Origin of the sequence: Pseudomonas sp. HMWF032 (assembly GCF_003060885.1) — a bacterium.
In the GTDB taxonomy this organism is placed as follows: Bacteria; Pseudomonadota; Gammaproteobacteria; order Pseudomonadales; family Pseudomonadaceae; genus Aquipseudomonas.
In genome coordinates, this window is the sequence record NZ_QAIG01000008.1 from 312,913 (window position 1) to 336,095 (window position 23,183).

Below are 23,183 nucleotides of genomic sequence, written 5' to 3' on the forward strand. Positions count from 1 at the left end.
GGCACCTCCCGGTGTTTTCTTTAGTGATTAGGACGATTCAGGCCAAGCCTATTCGTCAAAGGGGCGCGGAGCATACGCGAAACACGGCGCGGACGCACGGGTTGAGGCTAGCCGCCTGATCGGAGGCCGTCAGCCTTTACGCCGACCGATGGTCGCCAAGCTCAGCAAACGCATATCGGCTTCGGCCAAAACGGCACGCCGGGCAGCCTTGCCGAGCTTCTTCCAGCCTTTGATCTCGGCCTTGCTGCGCCCGCAACCGAGGCAGATAGCGCGCTCGAACTTGCACAGTCTGATGCAGGGATCTTTCACCGCACTGGCGCCTTAACTGATACGACCTGCTTGTTAGTCAGGCAGCTGTTCTTTATCCAGGGTTGCGCGAGGCTCTTCGGCATCATCACGCTCATCGTCCTGCTCGGGTAAATCATCGAAGTCGGTTTTCAGCCCCTGCTCCATCGAATCGAGTTCAGCCAGCAGGCTGCTGAAGCTGGTTTCCTCGCTCGCTTCCACCGCAGGCTCATCGGCCAGGGCCAGGTCGGCACGCGCCTGCAGGCTTTGCGGTGCCTCCAGATCATCTTCAAAAGCCAGCACAGGCTCGGGTTCCAGTTCGCGCAGGGCGGCCAGGGGCGGTAATTCGTCGAGGCTTTTCAGGTTGAAGTGATCGAGAAAGGCCTTGGTGGTGGCGAACATCGCCGGCTTGCCCGGCACATCGCGATACCCCACCACGCGAATCCACTCGCGCTCCAGCAAGGTTTTGACGATATGACTGTTCACCGCCACACCGCGCACATCTTCGATTTCGCCACGGGTAATCGGCTGGCGATAAGCAATCAGCGCCAGGGTTTCCAGCATGGCGCGCGAATAGCGCTGCGGGCGCTCTTCCCATAGGCGACCCACCCAAGGCGCAAATTTCTCGCGCACTTGCAGGCGGTAGCCGGACGCCACCTCGACCAGCTCGAAGGCACGCCCTTCGCAGGACTTGCCCAGATGCGCCAGCGCCTTTTTGAAAACCGCCGGTTCCGGCCGCTCGGCTTCTTCAAAAAGCTCGAACAGGCGCTCCAGCGATTGCGGTTTGCCGGAGGCCAGCAGAAAGGCTTCAAGCAGGCTGGCCAGCTCACGAGGTTCATTAAGATTCATGCTTATTCAGCCCGCGCACGCACATGGATTGGCCCAAAGGCCTCATTCTGCACCAGCTCAACCAGGGACTCCTTGATCAACTCAAGCACCGCCATAAAGGTCACCACCACGCCTAGTTTGCCTTCTTCGGCGCTGAACAGGCTGACAAAGGGCACAAACGCGCCACCCTTGAGGCGTTCGAGCACTTCGCTCATGCGCTCGCGGGTCGACAGCGCCTCACGGGTGACCTGATGGCTTTCAAACATATCGGCGCGGCGCAGCACCTCAGCCATCGACAGCAAAACCTCCTCCAGACTGACATCCGGCAGCAGCTTGCGCGCCCGCGCTTCGGGCGCGTCCAGACGCGGCACAGTAAGGTCACGACCGACCCGGCTAAGGCCATCGATACCTTCTGCAGCGGCCTTGTAACGCTCGTATTCCTGCAGACGGCGGATCAGTTCGGCGCGCGGGTCGTCTTCCTCGGCTTCGACCTCACTGGAGCGCGGCAACAGCATGCGCGACTTGATCTCGGCGAGCATGGCCGCCATCACCAGGTACTCGGCCGCCAGTTCCAGGCGCACCGACTGCATCAGCTCGACATAGCCCATGTACTGGCGGGTGATTTCCGCCACCGGGATATCCAGCACATCAATGTTCTGTTTGCGGATCAGGTAGAGCAGCAGGTCCAGCGGGCCTTCGAAGGCTTCGAGAAACACCTCCAGGGCATCCGGCGGGATGTACAGATCGAGCGGCATTTCAGTGACCGCCTGGCCATACACCAGGGCAAATGGCAGCTCCTGCTGGGCATTGGCCTGATCCTGGGGATGGTTCTCTGGATGTTCCTGGGCTGGCACGCTGGACATGGTCACTCTCGAAGGTAGGTTCAGCGGTAATTCAGGCCAAGGGCCAGGCGCACTTCACTGAGGGTTTCCCGCGCCTCGGAACGCGCGCGATCGGCGCCATCGGCGAGAATCTGCCGGACCAGATCAGGATTATCCTGATAATCCGCAGCACGCGCCTGCAGCGGCTGCAACTCCTGCTGCAGCGCCTCGACCAGAGGTGCCTTGCACTCCAGGCAGCCGATGCCGGCGCTGCGGCAACCTTGCTGCACCCACTCGCAGGTGGCATCGGACGAGTAGAGCTGGTGCAACGGCCACACCGGACAGTGTTGCGGATTGCCGGGATCATCACGATGCACCCGCACCGGATCAGTCGGCATGCGGCGGATCTTCTCCTCGATCGCCGAACCGCTGTCACGCAGGAAGATCGCATTATTGTTGGACTTGGACATCTTGCCGCCATCAAGCCCGAGCAGTTTGGGCGACTCGCCGAGCATGGCCTGCGGCTCAACCAGGAGAATCTTGCCGCCACCTTCCAGATAGCCATACAGACGCTCACGGTCACCCAGGGTGATGCTCTGCTGATCCTTGAGCAGCGCACGCGCGGTTTCCAGCGCCTCAGCGTCGCCCTGCTCCTGATAAGCCCGGCGCAGGTGGTTGTAGAGCGTCGCGGTTTTCTTGCCCAGCTTGATGATCGCCGCCTCGGCCTTTTCCTCAAAGCCTGGCTCGCGGCCATACAAATGGTTGAAGCGCCGCGCCACATCCCGAGCAAACTCGATATGTGCCAACTGGTCACCGCCCACCGGCACCACGCCAGCGCGGTACAGCAGGATGTCAGCGGCCTGCAGCAAGGGGTAACCGAGAAAGCCGAAGGTGCTCAGGTCTTTGCCGTGCAGCTGCTCCTGCTGTTCTTTATAGGAGGGCACGCGCTCCAGCCAGCTGAGCGGACAGATCATCGACAGCAGCAGGTGCAATTCGGCGTGTTCAGGGACTTGCGACTGGATAAACAACGTCGCCGAGCTGGGGCTGACGCCGGCCGCCAACCAATCCACGGCCATGTCCATGACCCGCTGGGACAGCGGGCCGACATCGTCGTAATCGGTGGTCAGCGCGTGTAAATCGACGATGCAGAAAAAGCATTCATAGGTGTGTTGCAGCTTCACCCAGTTCTTCAGCACGCCCTGATAATGCCCCAAGTGCAGCAGACCACTCGGACGCATCCCAGACAGCACGCGGCGTTCAGCGTCAACAAGACTCAAAACGGACTACCTGAATAATCGAAAGAGCCCGATTATATATAGCCAGGCTCAAAGGTCATCCGTAAAAGGCGACGGATCACCGCACCCCACCCGAAACACCTCAGGCTCATCGTCGGTCAGGCTGACCACGGTGGAGGCCTCCAGCCCACCGAAACCGCCATCGATGATCAGATCGACCTGGTGCTCCAGGATCTGGCGCATTTCATAAGGGTCGCTCATCGGCAGCGTTTCACCCGGCAGGATCAGGCTGACGCTCATCAGCGGCTCATCCAGCTCGGCCAGCAAGGCCATGGCAATCGGATGACTGGGCACGCGCAGACCGATGGTGCGGCGCTTGGCATGCAGCAGCATACGCGGCACCTCACGGGTGGCATTGAGAATGAAGGTGTAAGGCCCTGGTGTATGACTTTTGAGTAGGCGGAAGGCGGCAGTATCGACCTTGGCAAAGGTGCCGAGCTGCGACAGGTCGCGGCAGACCAGGGTGAAGTTGTGCTTGTCGTCCAGTTGGCGCAGGCGGCGAATACGCTCTACCGCGCTCTTGTCACCGATATGGCAGCCCACGGCATAGGAGGAGTCAGTCGGATAGATCACCACGCCGCCGTTGCGGATGATCTCCACGGCCTGCTTGATCAGGCGCGCTTGCGGGTTTTCCGGATGAATCTGGAAGAATTGGCTCACGCTTGGTCCCTGGTCAAAGTGCAGTAGGCTGCTGGACATGTTGAAACCGTGCCCACAAGGGCGGTAGATCCTCGGGCACCGGGCGATAGACACCCAGCTCAGACCACTGGCCGGGCGCGTGAAAATCACTACCTGCGCTGACGAACATACCGAATTCCCGCGCCAGAATCGCCAGACTGCCAACCTGTTCGGCCGGCTGCATACCATTGACCACTTCCAGCGAATGCCCGCCTGCGCCAACAAAGTCGGCAATCAACTTGCGCCGCTTGGTACGCGTAAAGTCGTACTGCCAGGGATGCGCCAGGCTGACCCAGGCGCCTGCACGGCGCAGCGTATCCACAGCTTGCGCCAGTTCCGGCCAGTGCTGTTTGACGTCACCCAGCTTGCCCGAACCGAGCCACTTGCGGAATGCTTCGGCGCGATCCTTGACGTAACCGTTGAGCACCAGAAAGTCCGCAAAATGCGGCCGCGCCGGCGCATTGCCACTGTCGCCCAATTCCTGCTGCAAGGCCCGTGCGCCCTCTAATGCCCCTGGCATGCCCTTGGCTTCCAGACGCCTGGCAATTTCTGCCGCGCGCAACCAGCGCCCCTCGTGTAGATCTGCAATGGCCTGCTGCAGGGCTGGCGCCTCGCGGTTGAAGGCATACCCCAGCACATGGATGGTCGCACCACCCCAGGTGCAGGACAGCTCGATGCCATTGACCAGCTGTATACCCAGCGCTTGCGCCGCCAGCGCGGCCTCGTCCAATCCGTCGAGGGTGTCGTGATCGGTCAACGCCAGCAGACGCACACCCCGTTCGAATGCCCGCGCCACCACCACAGCGGGCGCCAGGGCGCCATCCGAAGCGGTGCTGTGACAATGCAAATCAACGTCCATAGGGGGCACTTTCCGAGTCATTTATGTTTGTTATTATGCCGGCAGATGTGGATTCTTGCTGGCTTGCACCAAGATTTACTCGACTTTGCCCGGACAGGCTGCTTTTCTCCCTTGGCGGCGACCTGTACCCAACACGTTTTTAAGGACTGAGATGCTCTACGCGATCATTGCCACCGATGTGCAAGACTCCCTGGACAACCGTCTGAGCGCCCGCCCGGCGCACTTGGCGCGCTTGGAACAACTGAAAACGGAGGGCCGCCTGATTCTCGCCGGGCCGCACCCAGCCGTCGACAGCAATGACCCAGGCCCAGCAGGGTTTTCCGGCAGCCTGATCGTCGCCGAGTTCGAATCACTGCTGGCCGCGCAGCAATGGGCTGATGCCGACCCCTACCGGGCCGCCGGGGTGTATGCCAGCGTCGTGGTGAAACCTTTCAAACTGGTCCTGCCTTGAAGCCATTCCTTCGCCGAACCACCCGATAACAACTAGAAGATAGGAGTTCCGATGCGTCCAGGCCCGCTGTTTCTGCTCTTGACCCTGTGCTTGCCGGCCACCATCCAGGCCGAGGAAATTCCGCCGCAACCACTGGCAGAAGCCACGTCGGTACAGGCGCAAATTGATGATCTGGAACAGCGCCTGGCACTGAGTGAAGAGCAGCGTGAAGCCCTCAGCGCAGAACTGCAAAGCACGACAGATGAGCGCGAGACCCTGCAACTGCAGCGTCTGCGCCAGGAAAATCAGCGCCTCAAGCTACAACTGAAAAAACTTCAAGCCAGCGCCCCGCCACCCCTGATCAGCGAACAGCAGATGTGGTACGCCATCGGTGCCGGCTCTACCCTGCTCGGGGTGCTCATCGGAGCCCTGCTGCGCCGCGGGCGCCGCTCGCACAGCGAGTGGCTTAACTGACCCATGAGCCGCCTGCTACTGATCGACGACGACGTCGAACTCTGCGAACTGCTGGCCAATTGGCTGACCCAGGAAGGCTTCCAGGTCAGCGCCTGCCACGACGGCAGCAGCGCCCGCCAGGCGCTGGACATATCCAGCCCGGACGCCGTCGTACTGGATGTCATGCTGCCTGACGGCAGCGGCCTGGAATTGCTCAAGCAACTGCGCAGCGACCACCCTGAACTGCCGGTGCTGATGTTGTCGGCCCGTGGCGAGCCGCTGGATCGGATTCTCGGCCTGGAGCTGGGGGCTGACGACTACCTGGCGAAACCCTGCGACCCCCGCGAACTCACCGCCCGACTGCGCGCCGTGTTGCGCCGCAGCCTGCCGGCCAGTTCCAGCAGCCCGCTAGACCTCGGCGACCTGCATTACAGCCAGATACGCGGCACCGTGACCCTGGGCGAGCAGGACGTACTACTGACCCTCTCGGAAAGCCGCATCCTCGAAGCGTTGCTGCAACATCCAGGCGAACCGGTGGATAAACAAGTACTGGCGCAACTGGCCCTCGGCCGCAAGCTGACCCTGTATGACCGCAGCCTGGATATGCACGTCAGCAACCTGCGCAAGAAACTCGGCCCGCACGCCGATGGGCGCCAGCGCATCCTGGCGCTGCGCAGTCGCGGCTATTACTACAGTGCCTGAGCACTGCTTGGCTAAATCCACCGCGCCCCGCTCTTTACCGAAGCTTTACCTTGCCCTGACTGCCCTTGACCTTGACCGCCCTAGACTGGGCTCATCCGGTACTTACCGGTTTCAGACAAGGAGACACACCATGCGCAAGACCCTGACTGCTGTACTGCTCGCCATGACCCTGCCAGCCCTGGCCATGGCAATGCCCGAGGGCGGCCCACGCCACGGCGGCGAGCACGGCTACCGTCTGTTTAAAGAGCTCGACCTGAGCAAAGAGCAACACCGCGAAATCCGCAAACTGATGGGCGAGCAGATGAAAGGTCGCCACGAGATCACCCAACGCTACCTGAGCAAACTGCCAACAGCTGAACAGAAAGCCATGCAGGATGAGCTGAAAGCGGCCGAGGGAAAGCAACACACGGCCATCCGCGCGCTGCTCAAGCCCGAGCAACAGAAAGCCTTTGACGAACACCAGCTGAAAATGAGCGAACTCCGTGCAGAAATGGCCGAGTTCCAGGCCTGGAAAGCCGAGAAGGACAAACAGGCCAACTAAGCCTGAAGCCATCCCACCACCGCCGAGCCACCGGGCTCGGCGGTTTTTTGCATGAGGAATAGCCGTGCGTTCACTGTTCTGGCGCATCTTTGCCAGTTTCTGGCTGGCGATCGCCCTGGTTGCGGGGCTGTCCATGCTGCTTGGGCGCATGATCAATCAGGACGCCTGGCTGCTCAGCCAGCACCCGGCCTTGGAACACTTTGCCGAAAAGTGGACACAGCGTTACGAGAGCGAGGGCCCGCATGCAGCCCAGGCCCTACTGGAGCAACGCAAACGCAAGTTTCGCATCGACGTGCAGGTGCTTGATGACAGTGGCCAGCCACTGGTCGAAGGCACCTTTCCACCACGAGCGGCGGCATTCGAAGCGCGTCACCGCAATGAAAAACGCCTGCCCTGGCGCCGCCTGAGCGCCGAGTACACCAGCCCGCAAAGCGGCGAAACCTACCTGCTGATCTACCGCATACCGCTGCCGGAGATTGCCGCCTGGCAACGCGACAGTCTGCTATGGCCGCTCAGCGCCTTGGGTATCGCCATGCTGGTATTGACCCTGTTCAGCCTCTGGCTGACGCTGTCGATTACCCGCCCGCTGAACCGCCTGCGCGGCGCCGTACACGACTTGGGACAAACGGCTTACCAGCAGAACAGCCTGGCACGGCTGGCCGAACGGCGTGATGAACTGGGTGTACTGGCGGCTGACTTCAACCGCATGGGCGAGCGCGTGCAGGGTTTGATCAGCAGCCAACGCCAACTGCTGCGTGACGTCTCCCACGAACTGCGCTCGCCGCTCGCGCGCCTGCGTATTGCCTTGGCCCTGACCGAGCGCGCCGACGCAACCGAACGCGAGAAATACTGGCCGCGTCTGAATCAGGAATGCGACCGCCTGGAAGCGCTGATCAGCGAAATTCTCGCCCTTGCACGCCTTGATGCCGACCTTGGTGCAGCTCAGCCGGTCCAACTCGACGATCTGCTGCGCAAGCTGCAAGACGATGCTCAACTGGATGCACCAGACCAGCCACTCACCATACAGCTAGACCAAGACCTAACGCTCAGCGGCTGGCCGGATATGCTGCAACGCGCATTGGATAACCTGCTGCGCAACGCACTGCGTTTCAACCCGACAGATCAGCCGATCGAAATATGCGCTCGCCGCGAGGGCGAAATGCTGTGCCTGAGTGTGCGCGATCACGGCCCCGGTGTGGCCCTCGAACAGCTGGCCCATCTTGGCGAACCCTTCTTCCGCGCACCCGGACAAACCAGCAGCGGTCATGGCCTGGGGCTGGCCATCGCCCGCCGCGCTGCCGAACGGCATGGGGGTCAGCTTGAGCTGGAAAATCATGCGCAAGGCGGCTTCATCGCCACCTTGCGTCTACCGCTTACTCAGCCACAGGCCAGGCCCTGACAAAGTCACTGACCTGCACCTGGGGCACCGCGCGCAATTCGCGCTCCGGGGTGCCCAGGTAGAGGTAGGCAATCAGCTGTTCATCGGCCGCCAGGCCCAGACCGGCAGCCACCTGTGGGTTATAAGCCATATCACCGGTACGCCAAACCGCGCCGATACCCTGGGCATGGGCCGCCAGCAGGATCGCATGCGCTGCACAGCCAGCCGCCAGCACCTGCTCCTGCGCCGGCACCTTCACACTGGCCTGCACCCGCGCAATCACCAGCACCAGCAACGGTGCCCGTAGCGGCATGGCGCGCGCTTTGGTCAAGGCTTCAGGGCTGGCGTCGGCGGGTAAAGCGCTGGCAAACAGCTCGCCGAGCTGATTCAGCGCCTCGCCTTCCACGGTGAGAAAACGCCAGGGGCGCATTTGCCCGTGGTCGGGTGCGCGCAAGGCAGCGCGAAACAACAGTTCACGCTGAGCAGCATCAGGTGCCGGCGCGATCAGGCGCGGCGCGGAAACACGGTTAAGCAGCGCATCAAGAGCGTCCATCAGCCACCTCAACGATTTATACAGGTGAGCATTCTAGTGCTTGAGCGAGGCTGGCGGGTATCCGCAGGCTCAGGCGACCCGGTCCGGCGAGACACAGGGCATGATCGGTGGCGTCAGCGGCGGCAGACCATGAGCCTGGCGCGCGGCATCGCAGTGCGGATTATGTTCACCGTTGGCCCATGACGCTTCAAACTCGCGGCAAGTACTCGAACGCTGCTCATACAGGGTGCAGCGCACACCCTGCCCTACTTCGCCCATCAATGCGTTGCAACGTGGCGGCTTACCTTCAGTGCCACGCATGGCGACACGGTGCGGGGTGATCAGCACCACCTGATCATCCGGCATCAGTCCGCCGGCCGATTGGCACTCACCCCAAAAGAACGACACACGAAAATAGGCGCAGCAGGCGCCACAATTCAAACAAGGATTGCTATCAGACATGATGGAAGGCTCAGAAACCGGCAAGGGCCGGCACCTGGCGGCTATTCTATGCAGTGCCAAGCGCTTGTAAAGCGCGCAATGCAGCAGCTGTACAGCGGCTTCAGCCCGCGTAGAATGACGCCCCTTTGCCCCATAGCCCGAGTTCACCTCCATGTCATTGCCGACACTGCGCATCATCGCTTTCATCCTCGGCATTTTCCTGATCACCCTGGCCGTCAGCATGTTGATTCCCATGCTGACGCTGCTGCTCTATTCGCGCACGGATGACCTGGACGCCTTTCTCTGGTCGAGCCTGGTAACCGCCGTCGCCGGGATTGCCATGATCCTTCCCGGGCGCCCCAAGGAAGCACAGCTGCGCCCACGCGACATGTACCTGCTGACCACCTGCAGCTGGTTGGTGGTGTGCGTCTTCGCCGCGCTGCCGATGGTGCTGATTCACCATATCAGCTACACCGATGCCTTTTTCGAAACCATGTCCGGGGTGACCACGACCGGCTCCACCATCCTGGTCGGGCTGGACAAGGCCTCCCCCGGCCTGCTGATCTGGCGTTCGATGCTGCACTGGCTAGGCGGCATCGGCTTTATCGGCATGGCCGTGGCCATCCTGCCACTGCTGCGAGTCGGCGGTATGCGCCTGTTCCAGACCGAATCCTCCGACTGGGGTGAGAAAGTCATGCCGCGCTCACATATGGCAGCCAAGTACATTCTGCTGATCTACAGCGCTCTTACCTTGCTCGGTTTTTTGGCGTTCTGGATCGCCGGCATGACGCCCTTTGAAGCCATAAATCATGCGATGTCGCTTATCTCAACTGGCGGCTTTTCGACCTCGGACTTGTCGCTGGCCAACTGGCCCCAACCGGCCGTGCACTGGGTCGCGGTGGTGGTCATGATCTTCGGTAGTCTGCCCTTTACCCTGTATGTGGCAACCCTACGCGGCCATCGTCGAGCACTGTTCAAGGACCATCAGGTACGCGGCTTTCTCGGCTTTCTCGTGGTCACCTGGCTGGTGTTCGGCACCTGGCTGTGGCTGCACTCGGATAACAGTTGGCTGGATGCGTTCCGCATCGTTGCGGTGAACGTTACCTCAGTGGTCACAACCACGGGGGTTGCATTGGGCGACTACACCACCTGGGGCAGTTTCGCCGTACTGCTGTTCTTCTACCTGACCTTCGTAGGCGGCTGTTCGGGCTCCACCGCCGGCGGGCTGAAGATCTTCCGCTTCCAGGTGGCTTATGTGCTGCTCAAGGCCAACCTGCAGCAACTGGTGCACCCACGCGCGGTGATCAAGCAGCAGTACAACAACCACACCCTCGATGAAGAGATTGTTCGCTCGTTGATTACGTTCTCGTTCTTCTTCGCCATCACCATCGGCGTCATCGCGCTGGGCTTGGCGCTGATTGGTCTTGACTGGGTCACCGCCCTTACCGGTGCAGCGACAGCGGTGTGTAACGTGGGCCCGGGGCTGGGTCCGATCATTGGCCCTGCGGGTAACTTCTCGACGCTGCCTGACTCTGCCAAGTGGCTGCTGACAGTCGGCATGCTGCTGGGCCGCTTGGAGATTCTCACCGTACTGGTACTGTTCACCCGCGCATTCTGGCGGCATTGATGCTCACTGAACGCTAGGGCAAACGGCATGCCCTGACTCGTACCTAGACCTCTGGTCTACAGACATGGAACCACGTAGATGGCTTGGCCGACCTTACGGATCATCACGTTCATCAACGGCATCTTTCTGCTGACGCTGGCCATCAGCATGACCATCCCGATGCTGACCCTGGTGCTGTTTGGCCGAGCGCATGAGCTCAACGCCTTTCTCTGGTCAAGCCTGATCACCTTTATCGCCGGCATGGCGATGATTGTTCAGGGCCGACCCAAGGATCTACAGCTGCGTCCGCGCGACATGTACCTGCTGACGGTATCGAGCTGGATATTGGTGGGGCTGTTCGCCGCCCTGCCGTTTATGTTCTCCCAGCACCTGGGGCTGACCGACGCTGTGTTTGAGAGCATATCTGGCATCACTGCAACAGGCGCCACCGTGCTGGTGGGGCTGGACAGCATGTCGCCGGGCATTTTGATCTGGCGTTCATTGCTGCATTGGCTGGGCGGTATTGGCTTTATCGCCATGGCCGTGGCCATTCTGCCGATGCTGCGCATCGGCGGCATGCGCCTGTTCCAGACCGAATCCTCGGACCGCTCCGAGAAGATCATGCCGCGCTCGCACATGGTCGCCAAATACATGGTCGCGGCCTACGTCGGCATTAGCATCATCGGCTTCCTGGCCCTGTGGAGCGCCGGCATGGGTGGCTTTGATGCGATCAACCACACCATGTCGGCCATCTCCACGGGCGGGTTTTCCACGTCAGATCAATCGGTGGGCAAGTGGGCCGAGCCGGCCGTGCACTGGGTCATCATCGTGCTGATGATCCTCGGCAGCGTACCCTTTGTGCTGTTGGCGTCCATGCTGCGCGGCAACTACATGGCCCTGATCAGGGACCAGCAAGTGCGGGGCTTTCTGGCGATTCTGTTGAGTATTTGGCTGGTCTTGGGCACCTGGTACTGCCTGAGCACCGAGCTGCACTGGCTGGAAGCCATCCGCCATGTGGCCTTCAACACCACCTCGATCATGACCACCACCGGCTTTGCCCTGGGCGATTACACCCTATGGGGCGGTTTTGCCGGCATGCTGTTCTTCTACCTGGGCTTTATCGGCGGCTGCTCGGGTTCAACGGCGGGGGGGTTGAAAATCTTCCGCTTCCAAGTGGCTTATGTGTTGCTCAAGGCCAACCTGATGCAGTTGGTCCACCCGCGTGCGGTGATCAAGCAGCAGTACAACCGGCATAACCTGGATGAAGACATCGTTCGTTCGATTCTGACCTTCTCATTCTTCTTCACCATCACCATTGCCCTACTGGCCCTGGCTCTGACCCTCTGCGGTCTGGACTGGATCACCGCGCTCAGCGGAGCCGCCAGCACCGTCTCCGGCGTCGGCCCCGGCATGGGTCCGATCATTGGCCCGGCGGGTAACTTTTCCAGCTTGCCCGACACTGCAAAATGGCTGCTGACATTCGGCATGCTGCTCGGTCGCCTGGAAATTCTTACCGTGCTGGTGCTTATGCTGCCGGCTTTCTGGCGACACTAAGAATCTATTTACGATCTGCTGCGCGCCGGCCCTGCCGCGTTAAAAACAGAGCGGGATGTGGCGTCTCGAAATGCTCATGTCCAAGAACACACTCCGCTTCCTCGCCGTTTTGACCAGCCAGAGGCGGTTATTACTGTAGCGCCTCGCCCGGCTCTAGCTCGCAAGATCGTAAACAGATTCTGAACACCACGATGCATAGCTACAGACGCGCGCGGTACTCACCCGGTGTGCTGTCAAACCAGCGGCGGAAAGCGCGGAAGAAATTGCTCGGATCGGAAAACCCCAACAGGTAGGAAATTTCCAGCAGTGTGAGGTTAGCCTGGCCCAGGTACTGCCCTGCCAGCTCACGGCGGGTGTCATCGAGTAACTGCTGATAGCTGGTCCCTTCATCCTGCAGACGTCGCTGCAAGGTGCGCTCGGACAACAACAGCGTCTGCGCCACAACTTCACGTTTGGGCTCACCCTGGGGCAGCAAACGACAAAGCACCTGACGCACCTGATGGGTCACCCGTGAGCCAGAAAACCGCGCCAGGTAGTCACCGGCAAAACGGTCATGCAACTGCGCCAACGCCTCATTCGCCGACGGTAACGGTGCATCCAGGTCAGTGCGTTCGAACAACAGAGCATAGTGCTCGGCATTGAATTTCAGCGGGCACTGGAATACCGCCTCATACGGGGCCAGGTCGTCCGGCGCAGGCCCCATCAGACTGACCAGGCGTGGGCGCAGCGGTTTGCTGGTCAGCCAGCGGCAGAATGCCAGCGAGTACGCCAACGATGCCTCGGCACTTTGCCGCGCCGAGGGCAGGCGATCACCGTGAATCGCCAGGAGCATTTCATAGCCGTCGGCTGTGGGGTGGAAACTGAGGTCGGCGCCCTCCCCAATAATCCGCTGATAACGCACCAGACGAGCAAAACCCTCCTGCAGGTTGCGGCTGCTCATCACCGCATATCCCACAACATTGAATGAGGATGGCCGCAGGATTTTTGCCATATTCAAACCAATGGCCGGGTTACCAGAGGCTTCCACTGCCAGATGCCAGAGCCGAGTCATGGCATCCTGGGCGAAGCGTGCATCGGGATTGGTCAATGCGGCATAGTCGAGGCCCAGCTGGACAAACAAACGGCGGCAATCAACTCCGCCCAACTCCAGTGCCGCGACAATCCCCGAGGCCCAACTGGATGAAGTGGTACGTTCGCTCATGACGTGTTCTGTTCTTATTCTGAAGGGCGACAGAAGGATACTAAACTGGCACTGAATGTCAGTGGCCCAGTGCGTCAGTCGACCTAGACTGCAAGTAAGCCGCCGCGGCTGCAACCCTGGCGGCGTGCAAAACAATAAGAGGAGGCCCAGATGAGCAGCGAAACCCGCGAACGCTACAGCAGCTTCGCCGAGTTCTACCCCTACTACCTGCAGGAGCACAGTAACGCCACCTGCCGACGCCTGCATTATGTCGGCAGCCTGCTGGTGCTCTGTATGCTGGCCTACGCCCTGGGGACGCAGCAGTGGCTGTGGCTGCTGAGCATCCCGTTGATTGGCTACGGCTTTGCCTGGATCGGTCATTTCGTCTTCGAAAAGAACCGTCCGGCCACCTTCGACTACCCGCTTTACTCGCTGATGGGCGACTGGGTGATGCTCAAGGATGCCTTTACCGGCCGCATCAAATTCTAGAGCCCAATGCTGCAACGCAGCCAGGCCACACTGCCGTTCGGCTGCAACGCTTGGCGGCCGTGGTGGGCTTGGTTATGATCCCTTGCTATTTTGCACGCCAGCCATGGCGTGCAACCCAGGCACCCGGTAGAGGTGCATGAGAACGCAGTAGGGATAGCCCCAACGGATGAATGTCAAAAGCGCCCCCCGACTTCCTGCATTGCCGGCGCCGCCGCTGCGCGAGTATTACTCCCGCACCCTGGCCTACATTGCCATCGCCGCCAGCATCGCCGCTGGCACCTACACCAAACATTTCAGCTATGACATTCTCTGGATGGTGCCCTACGCCCTGCTCTATCCACACTTGGCACATCATCTGAGCCTGCGCTTCAAGCGTGAACACCCCCAGCGCACCGCCCTCAGCCTGTTGTTTATTGATGCCGTGCACTGCGGCGGCGCCATCGCCCTATTAGGCTTTTCGGTAGTCCCAAGCCTGATGGCGCTGCTGATCATGGCGTTCAGCGCGCTGGTCATCGGCGGCCTGCGCTACTTGGGGCTGTCCGCTCTGATTGCCCTGAGCGGCGCCGTTTTTATGCTCGCTCTGATCGAAGTGAAACCCAACGTACACACACCCGCGCTGGTGGCACTGGTCAGCATTGCCTTTACCACCCTGTATATCTGCATCACAGCCTACTTCGTACACCAGCAGGGTCTGCGCCTGGCCCAGGTGCGCAGTGAAATCAGCCGTGAACAGGAAAAAGCCGCACGCCTGGCGCGCAACCTGGCCAAATACCTGTCGCCGCAAGTGTGGGAATCGATCTTCACCGGCAAGAAGAGCGTGCGCCTGGAAACGCAGCGCAAAAAACTCACGGTGTTCTTCTCCGACATCAAGGGCTTTACCGAGCTGTCCGAGGAACTGGAAGCCGAAGCCCTGACCGACCTGCTCAACACCTACCTCAACGAAATGTCGAAAATTTGCCTGAAATATGGCGGCACCATCGACAAGTTCGTCGGCGATTGCGTGATGGTGTTTTTCGGCGACCCCAGCAGCAAAGGCGCCAAAAAGGATGCCGTAAATGCCGTGTCCATGGCCATCGCCATGCGCAAACACATGAAGGTGCTACGCCAGCAATGGCGTGCCCAAGGCATCACCAAGCCGCTGGAAATCCGCATGGGGCTGAACACTGGTTACTGCACAGTGGGCAACTTCGGGGCCGACACGCGCATGGATTACACCATCATCGGCCGCGACGTGAACCTCGCCAGTCGCCTGGAAAGCGCTGCCGAGTCAGGGGAAATCCTGATTTCCCACGAAACCTATTCGCTGATCAAGGACGTGATCATGTGCCGCGACAAAGGGCAGATCACCGTCAAGGGCTTCACCCGCCCGGTGCAGATCTACCAGGTGGTGGATTTCCGCCGCGACCTGGGCGCCACCTCGAGCTATGTCGAACACGAACTGCCGGGCTTCTCCATGTACCTGGATACCAACGGCATCCAGAACTTCGACAAGGAAAAAGTCATCCAGGCCCTCAATCAGGCCGCCGACAAGCTGCGTGACAAAATCATCATGTAAGCAGCTGAACGGACTCGGACGTAGGTAGCGGCGGGGGCGCCGGCATGCACAGCTCACCATCGAGCAGCGGCTGCTGCGCCAGAAACTCCAACGCCGACGTCCGCCAGGATTGCCGCGCGGCCAACTCGGCACAGCGCTGGCGATCCAGTTTCAGCGCTTCCAGGCAAGCCGTGCGCAGATCCTCATGCATAACCCCGCTAACGTCCGCCTGCAGCACATCCAGCGGCCCGGCTACCGGAAACGCCGCCACTGGCGTACCACAGGCCAGAGCTTCGAGCATCACCAGACCATAGGTATCGGTGCGCGAGGGGAAGACCAGCACACTGGCACTCTGAAACGACTCGACCAGTGCCGGACCATGCTGATAGCCGAGAAAGCGCACCTGCGGATACGCGGCCTGCAATGCCTCGCGCTGCGGGCCATCACCGACCACCTGCTTCTGCCCCGGCAGATCGAGGGCAAGAAACGCTTCGATATTCTTCTCCGGCGCGATGCGCCCGACATACAGAAACACCGGCTCAGCCAGAGTTGTCGGCGTCACCGGCGGACGGAACAGGCGCGTATCGACGCCCTTGCGCCACAGCACCAAACGCTTGAAACCCCAGCCGGCAAACTCCTCGCGCATGCGTTCGGTGGTCACCAGTACCGCCTGACTCGGCCGATGAAAGGCGCGCAGAAAGGCATAACCCCAACGCAATGCAATCCAGGGCCAGCGGGTGTGCACGTATTCGGGAAAGCGCGTATGAATCGCGCTGGAAAATGCCAGGCCACGCTTACTCAGCCAACGCCGCGCAGCCCAGCCCAAAGGCCCCTCGGTGGCCAGGTGTACGCAGTCCGGGCGAAACCCGCGAATCGCCGCACCAACCCGCCAGAGGTTCCATACCAGGGGAATTTCCGGGTAACTGGGACATGGCAACGCGCGAAAGTCCGCCGGCGACAGCAACTTGACCTGATGGCCGAGGCCGCGCAGCTCGCTGATCAGCGCCTGCAGGCTGGTGACCACACCATTGACCTGCGGCGACCAGGCGTCGGAGACGATGAGAATCCTCACAGGGCCGGCTCGGCAGCGGCAACGGGAGCAGCTTGCAGTTGGCGCACCTGATCATCAGCCAGGCGATACAGTTCGATGCTGCCATCCAGGTGCTCAATCAGCGCCGTACAGGATTCCACCCAGTCGCCGCAATTCATGTACTCGACCTCGCCCATCGGACGAATCTCGGCGTGGTGGATATGTCCGCAGACCACGCCGTTGAAACCGCGCTTGGCGCATTCGTGGACGATGGCCTCTTCAAAGTCGCTGATAAAGTTCACCGCCGTCTTGACCTTGTGCTTGAGGTAGGCCGACAGCGACCAGTAGCCATAGCCATAGCGGCTACGCCAGTAATTCAGCCAACGGTTGAGTGTCAGGGTGAACTCGTAGGCCGAGTCGCCAAGAAAGGCCAGCCAGCGGTGATAACGGGTGATCACATCAAACTGATCACCATGAATCACCAACAGTCGGCGGCCATCGGCAGTGAAATGCTCCGCCTCGTCGACCAACTGGATATTGCCGAGCATCAGGCTGGAATAGCGGCGCAGAAATTCATCATGGTTGCCGGTGACGTAGATCACCTCAGTGCCGCGCTTACTCATGGTCAGCAGGCGGCGGATCACGTTACTGTGTGACTGCGGCCAGTACACCCCGCTGCGCAGCTTCCAGCCGTCGATGATGTCACCGACCAGGTAGATCTTGTCGGTCTGGTAGCGTTTGAGAAACGCCGCCAGATGCTCGGCCTGACAATCCCGGGTGCCCAGGTGCACATCGGAAATCCACAGGGTACGGACACGTTGCTTGCGGCTGGGCTTGGCGAGCTGGGCGCTGGTCATGGACGACCTCCGGCTGGGTTTGCTCGAGTCTGCGCAGGCGTGGTGAAGCGCCCATGACAAGGCCGTGGCAATTCGGTGACATGCATCAAAGGGTATAAACTGGCCAACCGATCAAGGAGCCCACCATGCACTCGCTGTTTTCGCTGCGTCACTACAGCCATGAACTGCTCAGCCACAGCCATGACCATGCGCAGCTGGTCTTCGGCCTGAGCGGCTTGCTGGAGTTTGAAGTGGCCGGTCAGGGCAGCCAGATCACCCGTCAGACCCTGGCCGTGGTGCCCAGTGATGCTCAGCACGCCTGCGGCAGCAAAGACGGCAGCCATTGCCTGGTGCTCGATGTACCGGACGATCGCTGGCTGCAGCAACAGCTGGGCCGGCATCTGGATGCCACTCGCCGCCTGTTGGATAAACCCACCGCCGTCAGCCTCACCCCTGCGCAGAGCCAGTTGGTCAGTTGGCTGGCCGCCAGCCCAATCAATGACCCGGTGATTGCCCAACAAGGCGCTGCTTTGCTTTTAGCCAGCCTGGCCAATGGCGAGACGCCAGCCCAGACAGTCAATCGCCTGCCGCTGGCAGCGCTGGATGTACATATCGATCAGCACGCGGCTCATCCGCTGCAGGTCGACGATTTAGCGCGCCTGGCCGGACTGTCAGCAGCACGCTTTCATGTGCACTTCCTCAGCGAAACCGGGCAAACCCCCATGGACTATGTCCGCCGCCGTCGCCTGCAGCTGGCGCGGCAACTGCTGCAGAACAGCAACCTGGCGATTGGCGAAATCGCCGCACGCGTGGGCTACAGCTCGCAAAGCGCCTTTACCGCAGCGTTGACCCGGCAGTTCGGCTGCTCCGCCCGTGCCTTGCGCCTGCACCGCGAGTAACGCGACAAACGCCGCAAGTCCTGCGACAGACTTCTGCCTGATCGCGCCCTAGACTGCTGCCATCAGTCCGAGGAGCGCTGCAATGCAACAAATCCAATGGGAAGACTTTCAACGGGTCGAGCTGCGCGTTGGCACCGTGCTGTCGGCCGAGGTCAATGTGAACGCCAATAAACCGGCCTACGTGCTGCAAGTCGATCTTGGCCAGCTGGGCATCAAGCAGTCCAGCGCACAGCTTACGGCCCACTACCCATGCGCCCATCTGGTCGGCCGTCAGGTCCTTTGCGTGTGCAATTTTGCGGTCAAGCGGGTGGCCGGGGTGCGCTCGGAAATACTGGTAACCGGCGTGTACGACGCCGACAACAAGGTGGTGCTGGCGAGCTTTGAGCATCCTGTTCCGAACGGTGCACGCCTGGCATGAAGCAACGAAATGCACTGTGGGCGATCCATCTGGGCGCCCTGCTGTTTGGCCTGTCCGGCATCTTCGGCAAACTGGCCAGCACCACCCCGCAGATGATCTCCGCCGGCCGCGCAGTATTCGCCGTGGCCGCTTTGCTGCTGTTCGCCAAGCTGATCAGTAACGCGCGCCTGGTCCGCCTTGGTCTGCGCCAGGCCAGCCTACTGGCCCTCGGCGGCTTACTGCTTGGCGGTCACTGGTGGAGTTTTTTCGAGTCTGTGCATATCTCTGGCGTGGCCATCGCCACCCTCGGCTTTGCCAGTTTTCCAGCCTTTACCGTGCTGCTGGAGGGTTTGCTGTTCAAAGAACGCACGCGACCAGTCGAATACGCCATGGTGGCGCTGGTCTGTCTGGGTCTGGTGCTGGTCACCCCGCATTTCGACCTGAGCAGCCAGGCCACCAACGGCCTGCTCTGGGCAGTACTTTCCGGCCTGCTATTCGCCCTGCTGTCGCTGCTCAACCGCGCCAGCACCCGTGGTATAGATCCAGTCCAGGCGGCGCTGTACCAGAACCTCACCGTGCTGCTGGTATTCCTGCCGCTGGCCTGGCCGACGCTGCCCAGCGTGCAGGCTCAGGACTGGTTGTGGATGGCCATGCTTGGGATCTTCTGCACGGGCCTGGCGCACAGCCTGTTCGTCGCCAGCCTGCGGGTACTCACAGCACGCACCACAGCAGTGATTTTCGCCCTGGAGCCGATCTATGGTATTGCCTTCGCCTGGCTGCTGTTCAGTGAGGTGCCAACCCTGCGCATGCTGGCGGGCGGGCTGCTGATTGTCAGCGCGATCTTTCTGTCGGCGCGAATGGCCAAGTGATCAATGGCTGCGGTCGTTGTGACCCAGATCCCGCGCCGGATCGATCTGATCGCGCAAGCGCTGTTTCAGTACTTTGGCTTCCGGAAAGCCACCATCGACCTTGCGTTCCCAGAGCTGCACCCCATCGCAGGTGATACGAAACACACCACCGGTGCCGGGCTCCAGGCTGACTCGGGCCAGGTCATCGGTGAACGTCGAGAGCAGTTCCTGAGCCAGCCAAGCGGCGCGCAGCAGCCACTGGCACTGAGTGCAATAGGTGATGATCACTTCGACTTTATGGCTGGACATGGGCACTTCTCAGAACAGGTGGGACGATCATACGCCACAGTACGCACGATACTTCAACGCCGGGACGCTAAACCTTGCAAGGGGTGCGACTGCACACTCATTGCAGAGCATGAGCGATATAACAGCCTCGGATGGACAGACTCGCCACCCTCCGGCTGAGTCTCGACGAGTCGCGGCGCACAAACACCTAGAGTGACACCCCAGACAATCAGCGTTGCTTTGACCTTACCCCCCAGGCGGCAAAAACAGTCAGTACGAACACGCCCGCTACCAGCCAGAAACTCTGCTTGAAAGCCAGCAGTTCAGCCCACTGATCACCGCCCTCGGCGCTGTGCCGCCACTCCAGAAAGAAGGTCAGCAGATTGACCCCAAAAGCACCGCCCAACTGGCGTACGAAGGTGATGGCTCCGGCCCCCTGAGCCAGCTCATCGGCACTGAGAATATCCAGCGAACCCGTGCTCAAGGCCGGCAGCAGGATGCCCAGACCGATGCGCCCGACACAAGTCCAGAAGCACAGCAGCAGAAAGGACGCACCCTGCTCGACCCAGGCCAACCCGGCAGCCGACAGCGCAAAAATCAGCAGCCCGGTGCTCAGCAGCACAGCCGCCGAGAGCCGATCACTGAGCCAGCCGCCGAGAAAGGACGCCATCCCCATCAGCAAACCAGCTGGCAACAACAGCATGCCAGCCTGTCCGGCACTGAAACCGTCCACGGTCTGCAGGTAAAGCGGAATCAGGTAAGTCGAACCGTACAGGCCCAATCCCAGGGTCAGAGCCACCCAGCTGGCACTGCGAAACCCGGGATGCCGCCACAACGCCAGAGGCAAGAGCGGCTGTGAAGCCCCTCGACTGCGCTGCACAAACAGCAGCACGGCCATCAGCGCTAGCGCACCCGGTAGCCAAACACGCGGTGCACTCCAGGTAAAACGCTGGGCTTCAGCCAAAAAACCCAAGGCCGCAAAGATGAATACGCACAAGCAGATAAAGGCCAGCAGATCGAGGCGCTGGGCGCTGCGCGCTCGGGCACTCGGCAACAGCCATTGTCCGGCCAGCAGCGCCAGCAGGCACATCGGCAAAGGCATCCAGAATATTGCAGCCCAGCCGAAATGATCGACCAGATAGCCGCCAATGGCCGGCCCCAAGGACGGGGCCAGCATCACGCCCAGGCCATACAGGCCGAGCGCCATACCGCGGCCACCTTCAGCAAATACACGGAAAATCAGCACCATGGCCAGTGGCTGAACAATCCCGGCACACAGCCCCTGCACGATACGCAGCGTGATCAGTTGCCAGGCCGCATGGCTTAACAGCGCCAGCAGTGAACTGAGGATAAACAGCAACAGGCCGAACTGCGCCGTACGCCGCGCACCAAAACGCGCATGGGCCCAAGCGGCCAATAACAGACCCGCCGTCATGGACGCGAGAAAACCGGTGGACAACCACTGCGCCAGCGGCCGACCGATGGCAAAGTCCGCCATGATCGCCGGCAAGGCGACATTGATGCTGGTAGAGGCCAGCACCATGGCCATGCTGCCGACCATCAACAACGCCAGCAGCCACTGCGGATAACGCGGACCGAAGCGCTGTTGCAGCGTCTGCAGGTCATCGCCCATCAGTGTTTTTCCAGGTTACTCAACACCTGGGCATGGACCTTCTGGCAACGCCGTAGCTCGTCTTCGTCGATGCCCGCGAAGACCTCCTTACGCAGCTGTGCGGAGATCGCTTCGATCTTTTCAATCAGCGGACGTGCCTGCGGGCTAAGGGCGATCTTCTTGGCGCGGCGGTCTTCCGGTACAGCCTGACGGCTGACCAGCCCCTGGGCCTCCAGACTGTCGAGCAGACGCGCCAAGGTCGGGCCCTCGACGCCAACACTCTGCGCCAGTTCACGCTGGGTTGGCAGTTCAGCAAAACGCCCCAGGTGCAACAGCACCAGCCAGCGCGCCTGCGACAAGCCCAGGCCGACCAGGCGACGGTCCAGTTCGGCGCGCCAGGCGCGTGACAATTGGGCGACTTGCATGGCAAAACGGTGTTGATCGGTGTGCGACATGGACAACGGCTCTTAACTATAAAAAACTAATTATTAGCCAGCTAACCATAACCCCTTTACCGAGGCAAGCCTGCAAAGGACTAGAACCACCTCTAACACGTGTTTCACCACTTTACATACTGGTCTTCGACAAACCCCCAGAGGTTGTCGATCGGCACCGAAGGCCGGCCGAATGGACGCAACACGCCGTTGAATTGACCGAAAATCTGTTTGAAATTACTCGCCAACAGCCCGACATTCAGCCGCTCCTTGTGCAGACCACGGCCCTCAAACTGCAACTCTACCTGGCCATCATGGGAGGTGATCGTCCAGGGCTGCAGTGGCAGATCACGGTCGAAGACAAAGCGTACCGTATCCACCTTGAGCAGCTCACCATCCAGCCAGAAGCAGTTCTCGGTAAAGCTGGTTTCATTGACTCCGCAGGACAGGTTCAGTCCCACCCGCTGCTCGCCCGCCAGACCGGACAGACACGCCCAGTTCCAATGCGTTTCGGGGCGCATGTAGCCGGCCGACCAGTCGTGGTGAGCAAAGGCGCCGATTTGCGCCAGATCGAAATCCCCCAACGCACTGCGTACCTGGCCCGAGCAACGGACTCCCGCGACTTTCTGCGCATAGACCCACCCATTGACTGCCGTAGGCGTGTTGATGCACATCGGCTGAAAAGCAGGCTCTGCCTCGGAGAAACAGGCATCGATACGCGTGCCATCATCCAGCTCCACCAGCAAACGCTTTTCCCGCGAAGAGGCGCTGTTTTCCAAACGCAGCACGTTACGCCCAAAATGCACCTCGCACACGCCCTGATTCGGGGTCTGGGAGAACTGACTGCCAAAGCCCAGCGGCAGCTTGAACTGCCGCTCAATCATGCGCCCACTTGCCGGGTGGAACAGATAGACAAACCCCACGCCCAGCAGGCTGAGATTGGCCAGAGCACAGCCACCAATCAGCTCGTCACTGATCAGGCCAAAATACTGAAACTGATGAAAACGCCGCCATTTAGCTAGCGCACCCAGCTTGCGCCCCATGGGCGAGCGGAAGTCGAAATCACGGTAATTGATCAGCGCTGGAGCGGCGGGGAAAATGCCGTAATGCGGCTGGCCGTTGGCTTGAATCAGTCGGTCCATGGATGCACTTCACTAAAGGAAACTGCCGTGGATGCTAGCACCGGGACTCATACGCCAGCATTCACCGCACGCGCCAAGCACAGCGGCAAAA

Annotated in this window: 26 protein-coding genes and 1 pseudogene; 12 read left to right on the forward strand and 15 right to left on the reverse strand. The window is 60.8% G+C overall.

Features of this window, described 5'->3' with window-relative positions; translation table 11 throughout:
• Positions 1-129: 129 nt before the first annotated feature.
• From DBR00_RS13870 to DBR00_RS13895, 6 genes and pseudogenes are all read right to left on the reverse strand, one after another.
• Entirely contained in the window at positions 130-309 is a 180-nt protein-coding gene (locus DBR00_RS13870) for a DUF1289 domain-containing protein (RefSeq protein ID WP_108487364.1), read from the reverse strand.
• A gap of 72 nt (positions 310-381) precedes the next feature.
• A pseudogene (gene scpB, locus DBR00_RS13875) lies at positions 382-1,134 on the reverse strand (SMC-Scp complex subunit ScpB); the annotation flags it as partial.
• Positions 1,135-1,136: 2 nt separating this feature from the next.
• Complete coding sequence (locus tag DBR00_RS13880; protein ID WP_177480002.1) at positions 1,137-1,835, reverse strand: ScpA family protein; 699 nt, start codon at positions 1,833-1,835, stop codon at positions 1,137-1,139.
• A 161-nt stretch (positions 1,836-1,996) separates the two neighbouring features.
• Positions 1,997-3,211, reverse strand: a complete 1,215-nt coding sequence (locus DBR00_RS13885) for a tryptophan--tRNA ligase (protein WP_108487361.1) — start codon at positions 3,209-3,211, stop codon at positions 1,997-1,999.
• A gap of 48 nt (positions 3,212-3,259) precedes the next feature.
• Complete coding sequence (locus DBR00_RS13890; RefSeq protein ID WP_108487434.1) at positions 3,260-3,889, reverse strand: L-threonylcarbamoyladenylate synthase; 630 nt, start codon at positions 3,887-3,889, stop codon at positions 3,260-3,262.
• Positions 3,890-3,902: 13 nt separating this feature from the next.
• Entirely contained in the window at positions 3,903-4,766 is an 864-nt protein-coding gene (locus DBR00_RS13895; protein ID WP_108487360.1) for a PHP domain-containing protein, read from the reverse strand.
• Between the two features lie 151 nt (positions 4,767-4,917).
• Between DBR00_RS13895 and DBR00_RS13900 the strand changes: the two genes are divergently transcribed.
• The 5 genes from DBR00_RS13900 (at position 4,918) to DBR00_RS13920 (ending at position 8,291) form a co-directional block, all read left to right on the forward strand.
• Complete coding sequence (locus tag DBR00_RS13900; RefSeq protein ID WP_108487359.1) at positions 4,918-5,217, forward strand: YciI family protein; 300 nt, start codon at positions 4,918-4,920, stop codon at positions 5,215-5,217.
• A gap of 51 nt (positions 5,218-5,268) precedes the next feature.
• Positions 5,269-5,670, forward strand: a complete 402-nt coding sequence (locus DBR00_RS13905) for a translation initiation factor 2 (protein WP_108487358.1) — start codon at positions 5,269-5,271, stop codon at positions 5,668-5,670.
• 3 nt (positions 5,671-5,673) lie between these two features.
• The gene (locus DBR00_RS13910) at positions 5,674-6,351 is read left to right on the forward strand and encodes a response regulator transcription factor (RefSeq protein WP_108487357.1); all 678 of its coding nucleotides are present in this window, start codon (positions 5,674-5,676) and stop codon (positions 6,349-6,351) included.
• A gap of 130 nt (positions 6,352-6,481) precedes the next feature.
• The gene (locus DBR00_RS13915; RefSeq protein ID WP_108487356.1) at positions 6,482-6,892 is read left to right on the forward strand and encodes an LTXXQ domain protein; all 411 of its coding nucleotides are present in this window, start codon (positions 6,482-6,484) and stop codon (positions 6,890-6,892) included.
• A gap of 64 nt (positions 6,893-6,956) precedes the next feature.
• Entirely contained in the window at positions 6,957-8,291 is a 1,335-nt protein-coding gene (locus tag DBR00_RS13920) for a HAMP domain-containing sensor histidine kinase (RefSeq protein ID WP_108487355.1), read from the forward strand.
• Here DBR00_RS13920 and DBR00_RS13925 read toward each other — a convergent pair.
• Positions 8,266-8,823, reverse strand: a complete 558-nt coding sequence (locus DBR00_RS13925; RefSeq protein WP_108487354.1) for a nitroreductase family protein — start codon at positions 8,821-8,823, stop codon at positions 8,266-8,268. The genes DBR00_RS13920 and DBR00_RS13925 overlap by 26 nt on opposite strands.
• Positions 8,824-8,892: 69 nt before the next feature.
• Positions 8,893-9,264: a YkgJ family cysteine cluster protein gene (locus DBR00_RS13930; protein WP_108487353.1), complete on the reverse strand. Its 372-nt coding sequence runs from the start codon at positions 9,262-9,264 to the stop codon at positions 8,893-8,895.
• 151 nt (positions 9,265-9,415) lie between these two features.
• On the opposite strand from DBR00_RS13930, the gene DBR00_RS13935 reads away from it, so the two are divergent.
• Both DBR00_RS13935 and DBR00_RS13940 read left to right on the forward strand, forming a co-directional pair.
• The gene (locus DBR00_RS13935) at positions 9,416-10,870 is read left to right on the forward strand and encodes a TrkH family potassium uptake protein (RefSeq protein ID WP_108487352.1); all 1,455 of its coding nucleotides are present in this window, start codon (positions 9,416-9,418) and stop codon (positions 10,868-10,870) included.
• Between the two features lie 78 nt (positions 10,871-10,948).
• Complete coding sequence (locus DBR00_RS13940; protein ID WP_108487351.1) at positions 10,949-12,403, forward strand: TrkH family potassium uptake protein; 1,455 nt, start codon at positions 10,949-10,951, stop codon at positions 12,401-12,403.
• 199 nt (positions 12,404-12,602) lie between these two features.
• Here DBR00_RS13940 and DBR00_RS13945 read toward each other — a convergent pair whose 3' ends face one another.
• Positions 12,603-13,604 (reverse strand): AraC family transcriptional regulator, encoded by a 1,002-nt coding sequence (locus tag DBR00_RS13945; RefSeq protein ID WP_108487350.1) that lies wholly within the window; start codon positions 13,602-13,604, stop codon positions 12,603-12,605.
• Positions 13,605-13,754: 150 nt separating this feature from the next.
• On the opposite strand from DBR00_RS13945, the gene DBR00_RS13950 reads away from it, so the two are divergent.
• On the forward strand, positions 13,755-14,072 hold the full coding sequence (locus DBR00_RS13950; RefSeq protein ID WP_108487349.1) for an Mpo1-like protein: 318 nt from the start codon (positions 13,755-13,757) through the stop codon (positions 14,070-14,072).
• Positions 14,073-14,238: 166 nt separating this feature from the next.
• Positions 14,239-15,627, forward strand: coding sequence for an adenylate/guanylate cyclase domain-containing protein (locus DBR00_RS13955; RefSeq protein ID WP_108487348.1), 1,389 nt, complete (start codon positions 14,239-14,241; stop codon positions 15,625-15,627).
• On the opposite strand, the gene DBR00_RS13960 is transcribed toward DBR00_RS13955, so the two are convergent.
• Complete coding sequence (locus tag DBR00_RS13960; protein WP_108487347.1) at positions 15,620-16,678, reverse strand: glycosyltransferase family 1 protein; 1,059 nt, start codon at positions 16,676-16,678, stop codon at positions 15,620-15,622. The genes DBR00_RS13955 and DBR00_RS13960 overlap by 8 nt on opposite strands.
• Positions 16,675-17,493, reverse strand: a complete 819-nt coding sequence (locus tag DBR00_RS13965; RefSeq protein WP_108487346.1) for a UDP-2,3-diacylglucosamine diphosphatase — start codon at positions 17,491-17,493, stop codon at positions 16,675-16,677. The genes DBR00_RS13960 and DBR00_RS13965 overlap by 4 nt, the downstream gene beginning before the upstream one ends.
• Positions 17,494-17,618: 125 nt before the next feature.
• On the opposite strand from DBR00_RS13965, the gene DBR00_RS13970 reads away from it, so the two are divergent.
• The 3 genes from DBR00_RS13970 to DBR00_RS13980 all read left to right on the forward strand — a co-directional run bounded on the left by DBR00_RS13970 (position 17,619) and on the right by DBR00_RS13980 (position 19,637).
• On the forward strand, positions 17,619-18,371 hold the full coding sequence (locus DBR00_RS13970; RefSeq protein WP_108487345.1) for an AraC family transcriptional regulator: 753 nt from the start codon (positions 17,619-17,621) through the stop codon (positions 18,369-18,371).
• A gap of 82 nt (positions 18,372-18,453) precedes the next feature.
• The gene (locus DBR00_RS13975) at positions 18,454-18,789 is read left to right on the forward strand and encodes a tRNA-binding protein (protein ID WP_108487344.1); all 336 of its coding nucleotides are present in this window, start codon (positions 18,454-18,456) and stop codon (positions 18,787-18,789) included.
• Entirely contained in the window at positions 18,786-19,637 is an 852-nt protein-coding gene (locus tag DBR00_RS13980; RefSeq protein WP_108487343.1) for a DMT family transporter, read from the forward strand. The genes DBR00_RS13975 and DBR00_RS13980 overlap by 4 nt, the downstream gene beginning before the upstream one ends.
• Here DBR00_RS13980 and DBR00_RS13985 read toward each other — a convergent pair whose 3' ends face one another.
• The 4 genes from DBR00_RS13985 to DBR00_RS14000 all read right to left on the reverse strand — a co-directional run bounded on the left by DBR00_RS13985 (position 19,638) and on the right by DBR00_RS14000 (position 23,092).
• Positions 19,638-19,925 carry a SelT/SelW/SelH family protein gene (locus DBR00_RS13985; RefSeq protein WP_108487342.1) on the reverse strand — a complete coding sequence of 96 codons (288 nt, stop codon included), beginning with the start codon at positions 19,923-19,925 and terminating at the stop codon, positions 19,638-19,640.
• 208 nt (positions 19,926-20,133) lie between these two features.
• Positions 20,134-21,537, reverse strand: a complete 1,404-nt coding sequence (locus tag DBR00_RS13990) for a DHA2 family efflux MFS transporter permease subunit (protein WP_108487341.1) — start codon at positions 21,535-21,537, stop codon at positions 20,134-20,136.
• Positions 21,537-21,971: a MarR family transcriptional regulator gene (locus DBR00_RS13995; RefSeq protein WP_108487340.1), complete on the reverse strand. Its 435-nt coding sequence runs from the start codon at positions 21,969-21,971 to the stop codon at positions 21,537-21,539. Before DBR00_RS13995 ends, DBR00_RS13990 begins: the two co-directional genes overlap by 1 nt.
• Positions 21,972-22,075: 104 nt before the next feature.
• The gene (locus tag DBR00_RS14000; protein WP_108487339.1) at positions 22,076-23,092 is read right to left on the reverse strand and encodes a DUF2804 domain-containing protein; all 1,017 of its coding nucleotides are present in this window, start codon (positions 23,090-23,092) and stop codon (positions 22,076-22,078) included.
• Positions 23,093-23,183: the final 91 nt, after the last annotated feature.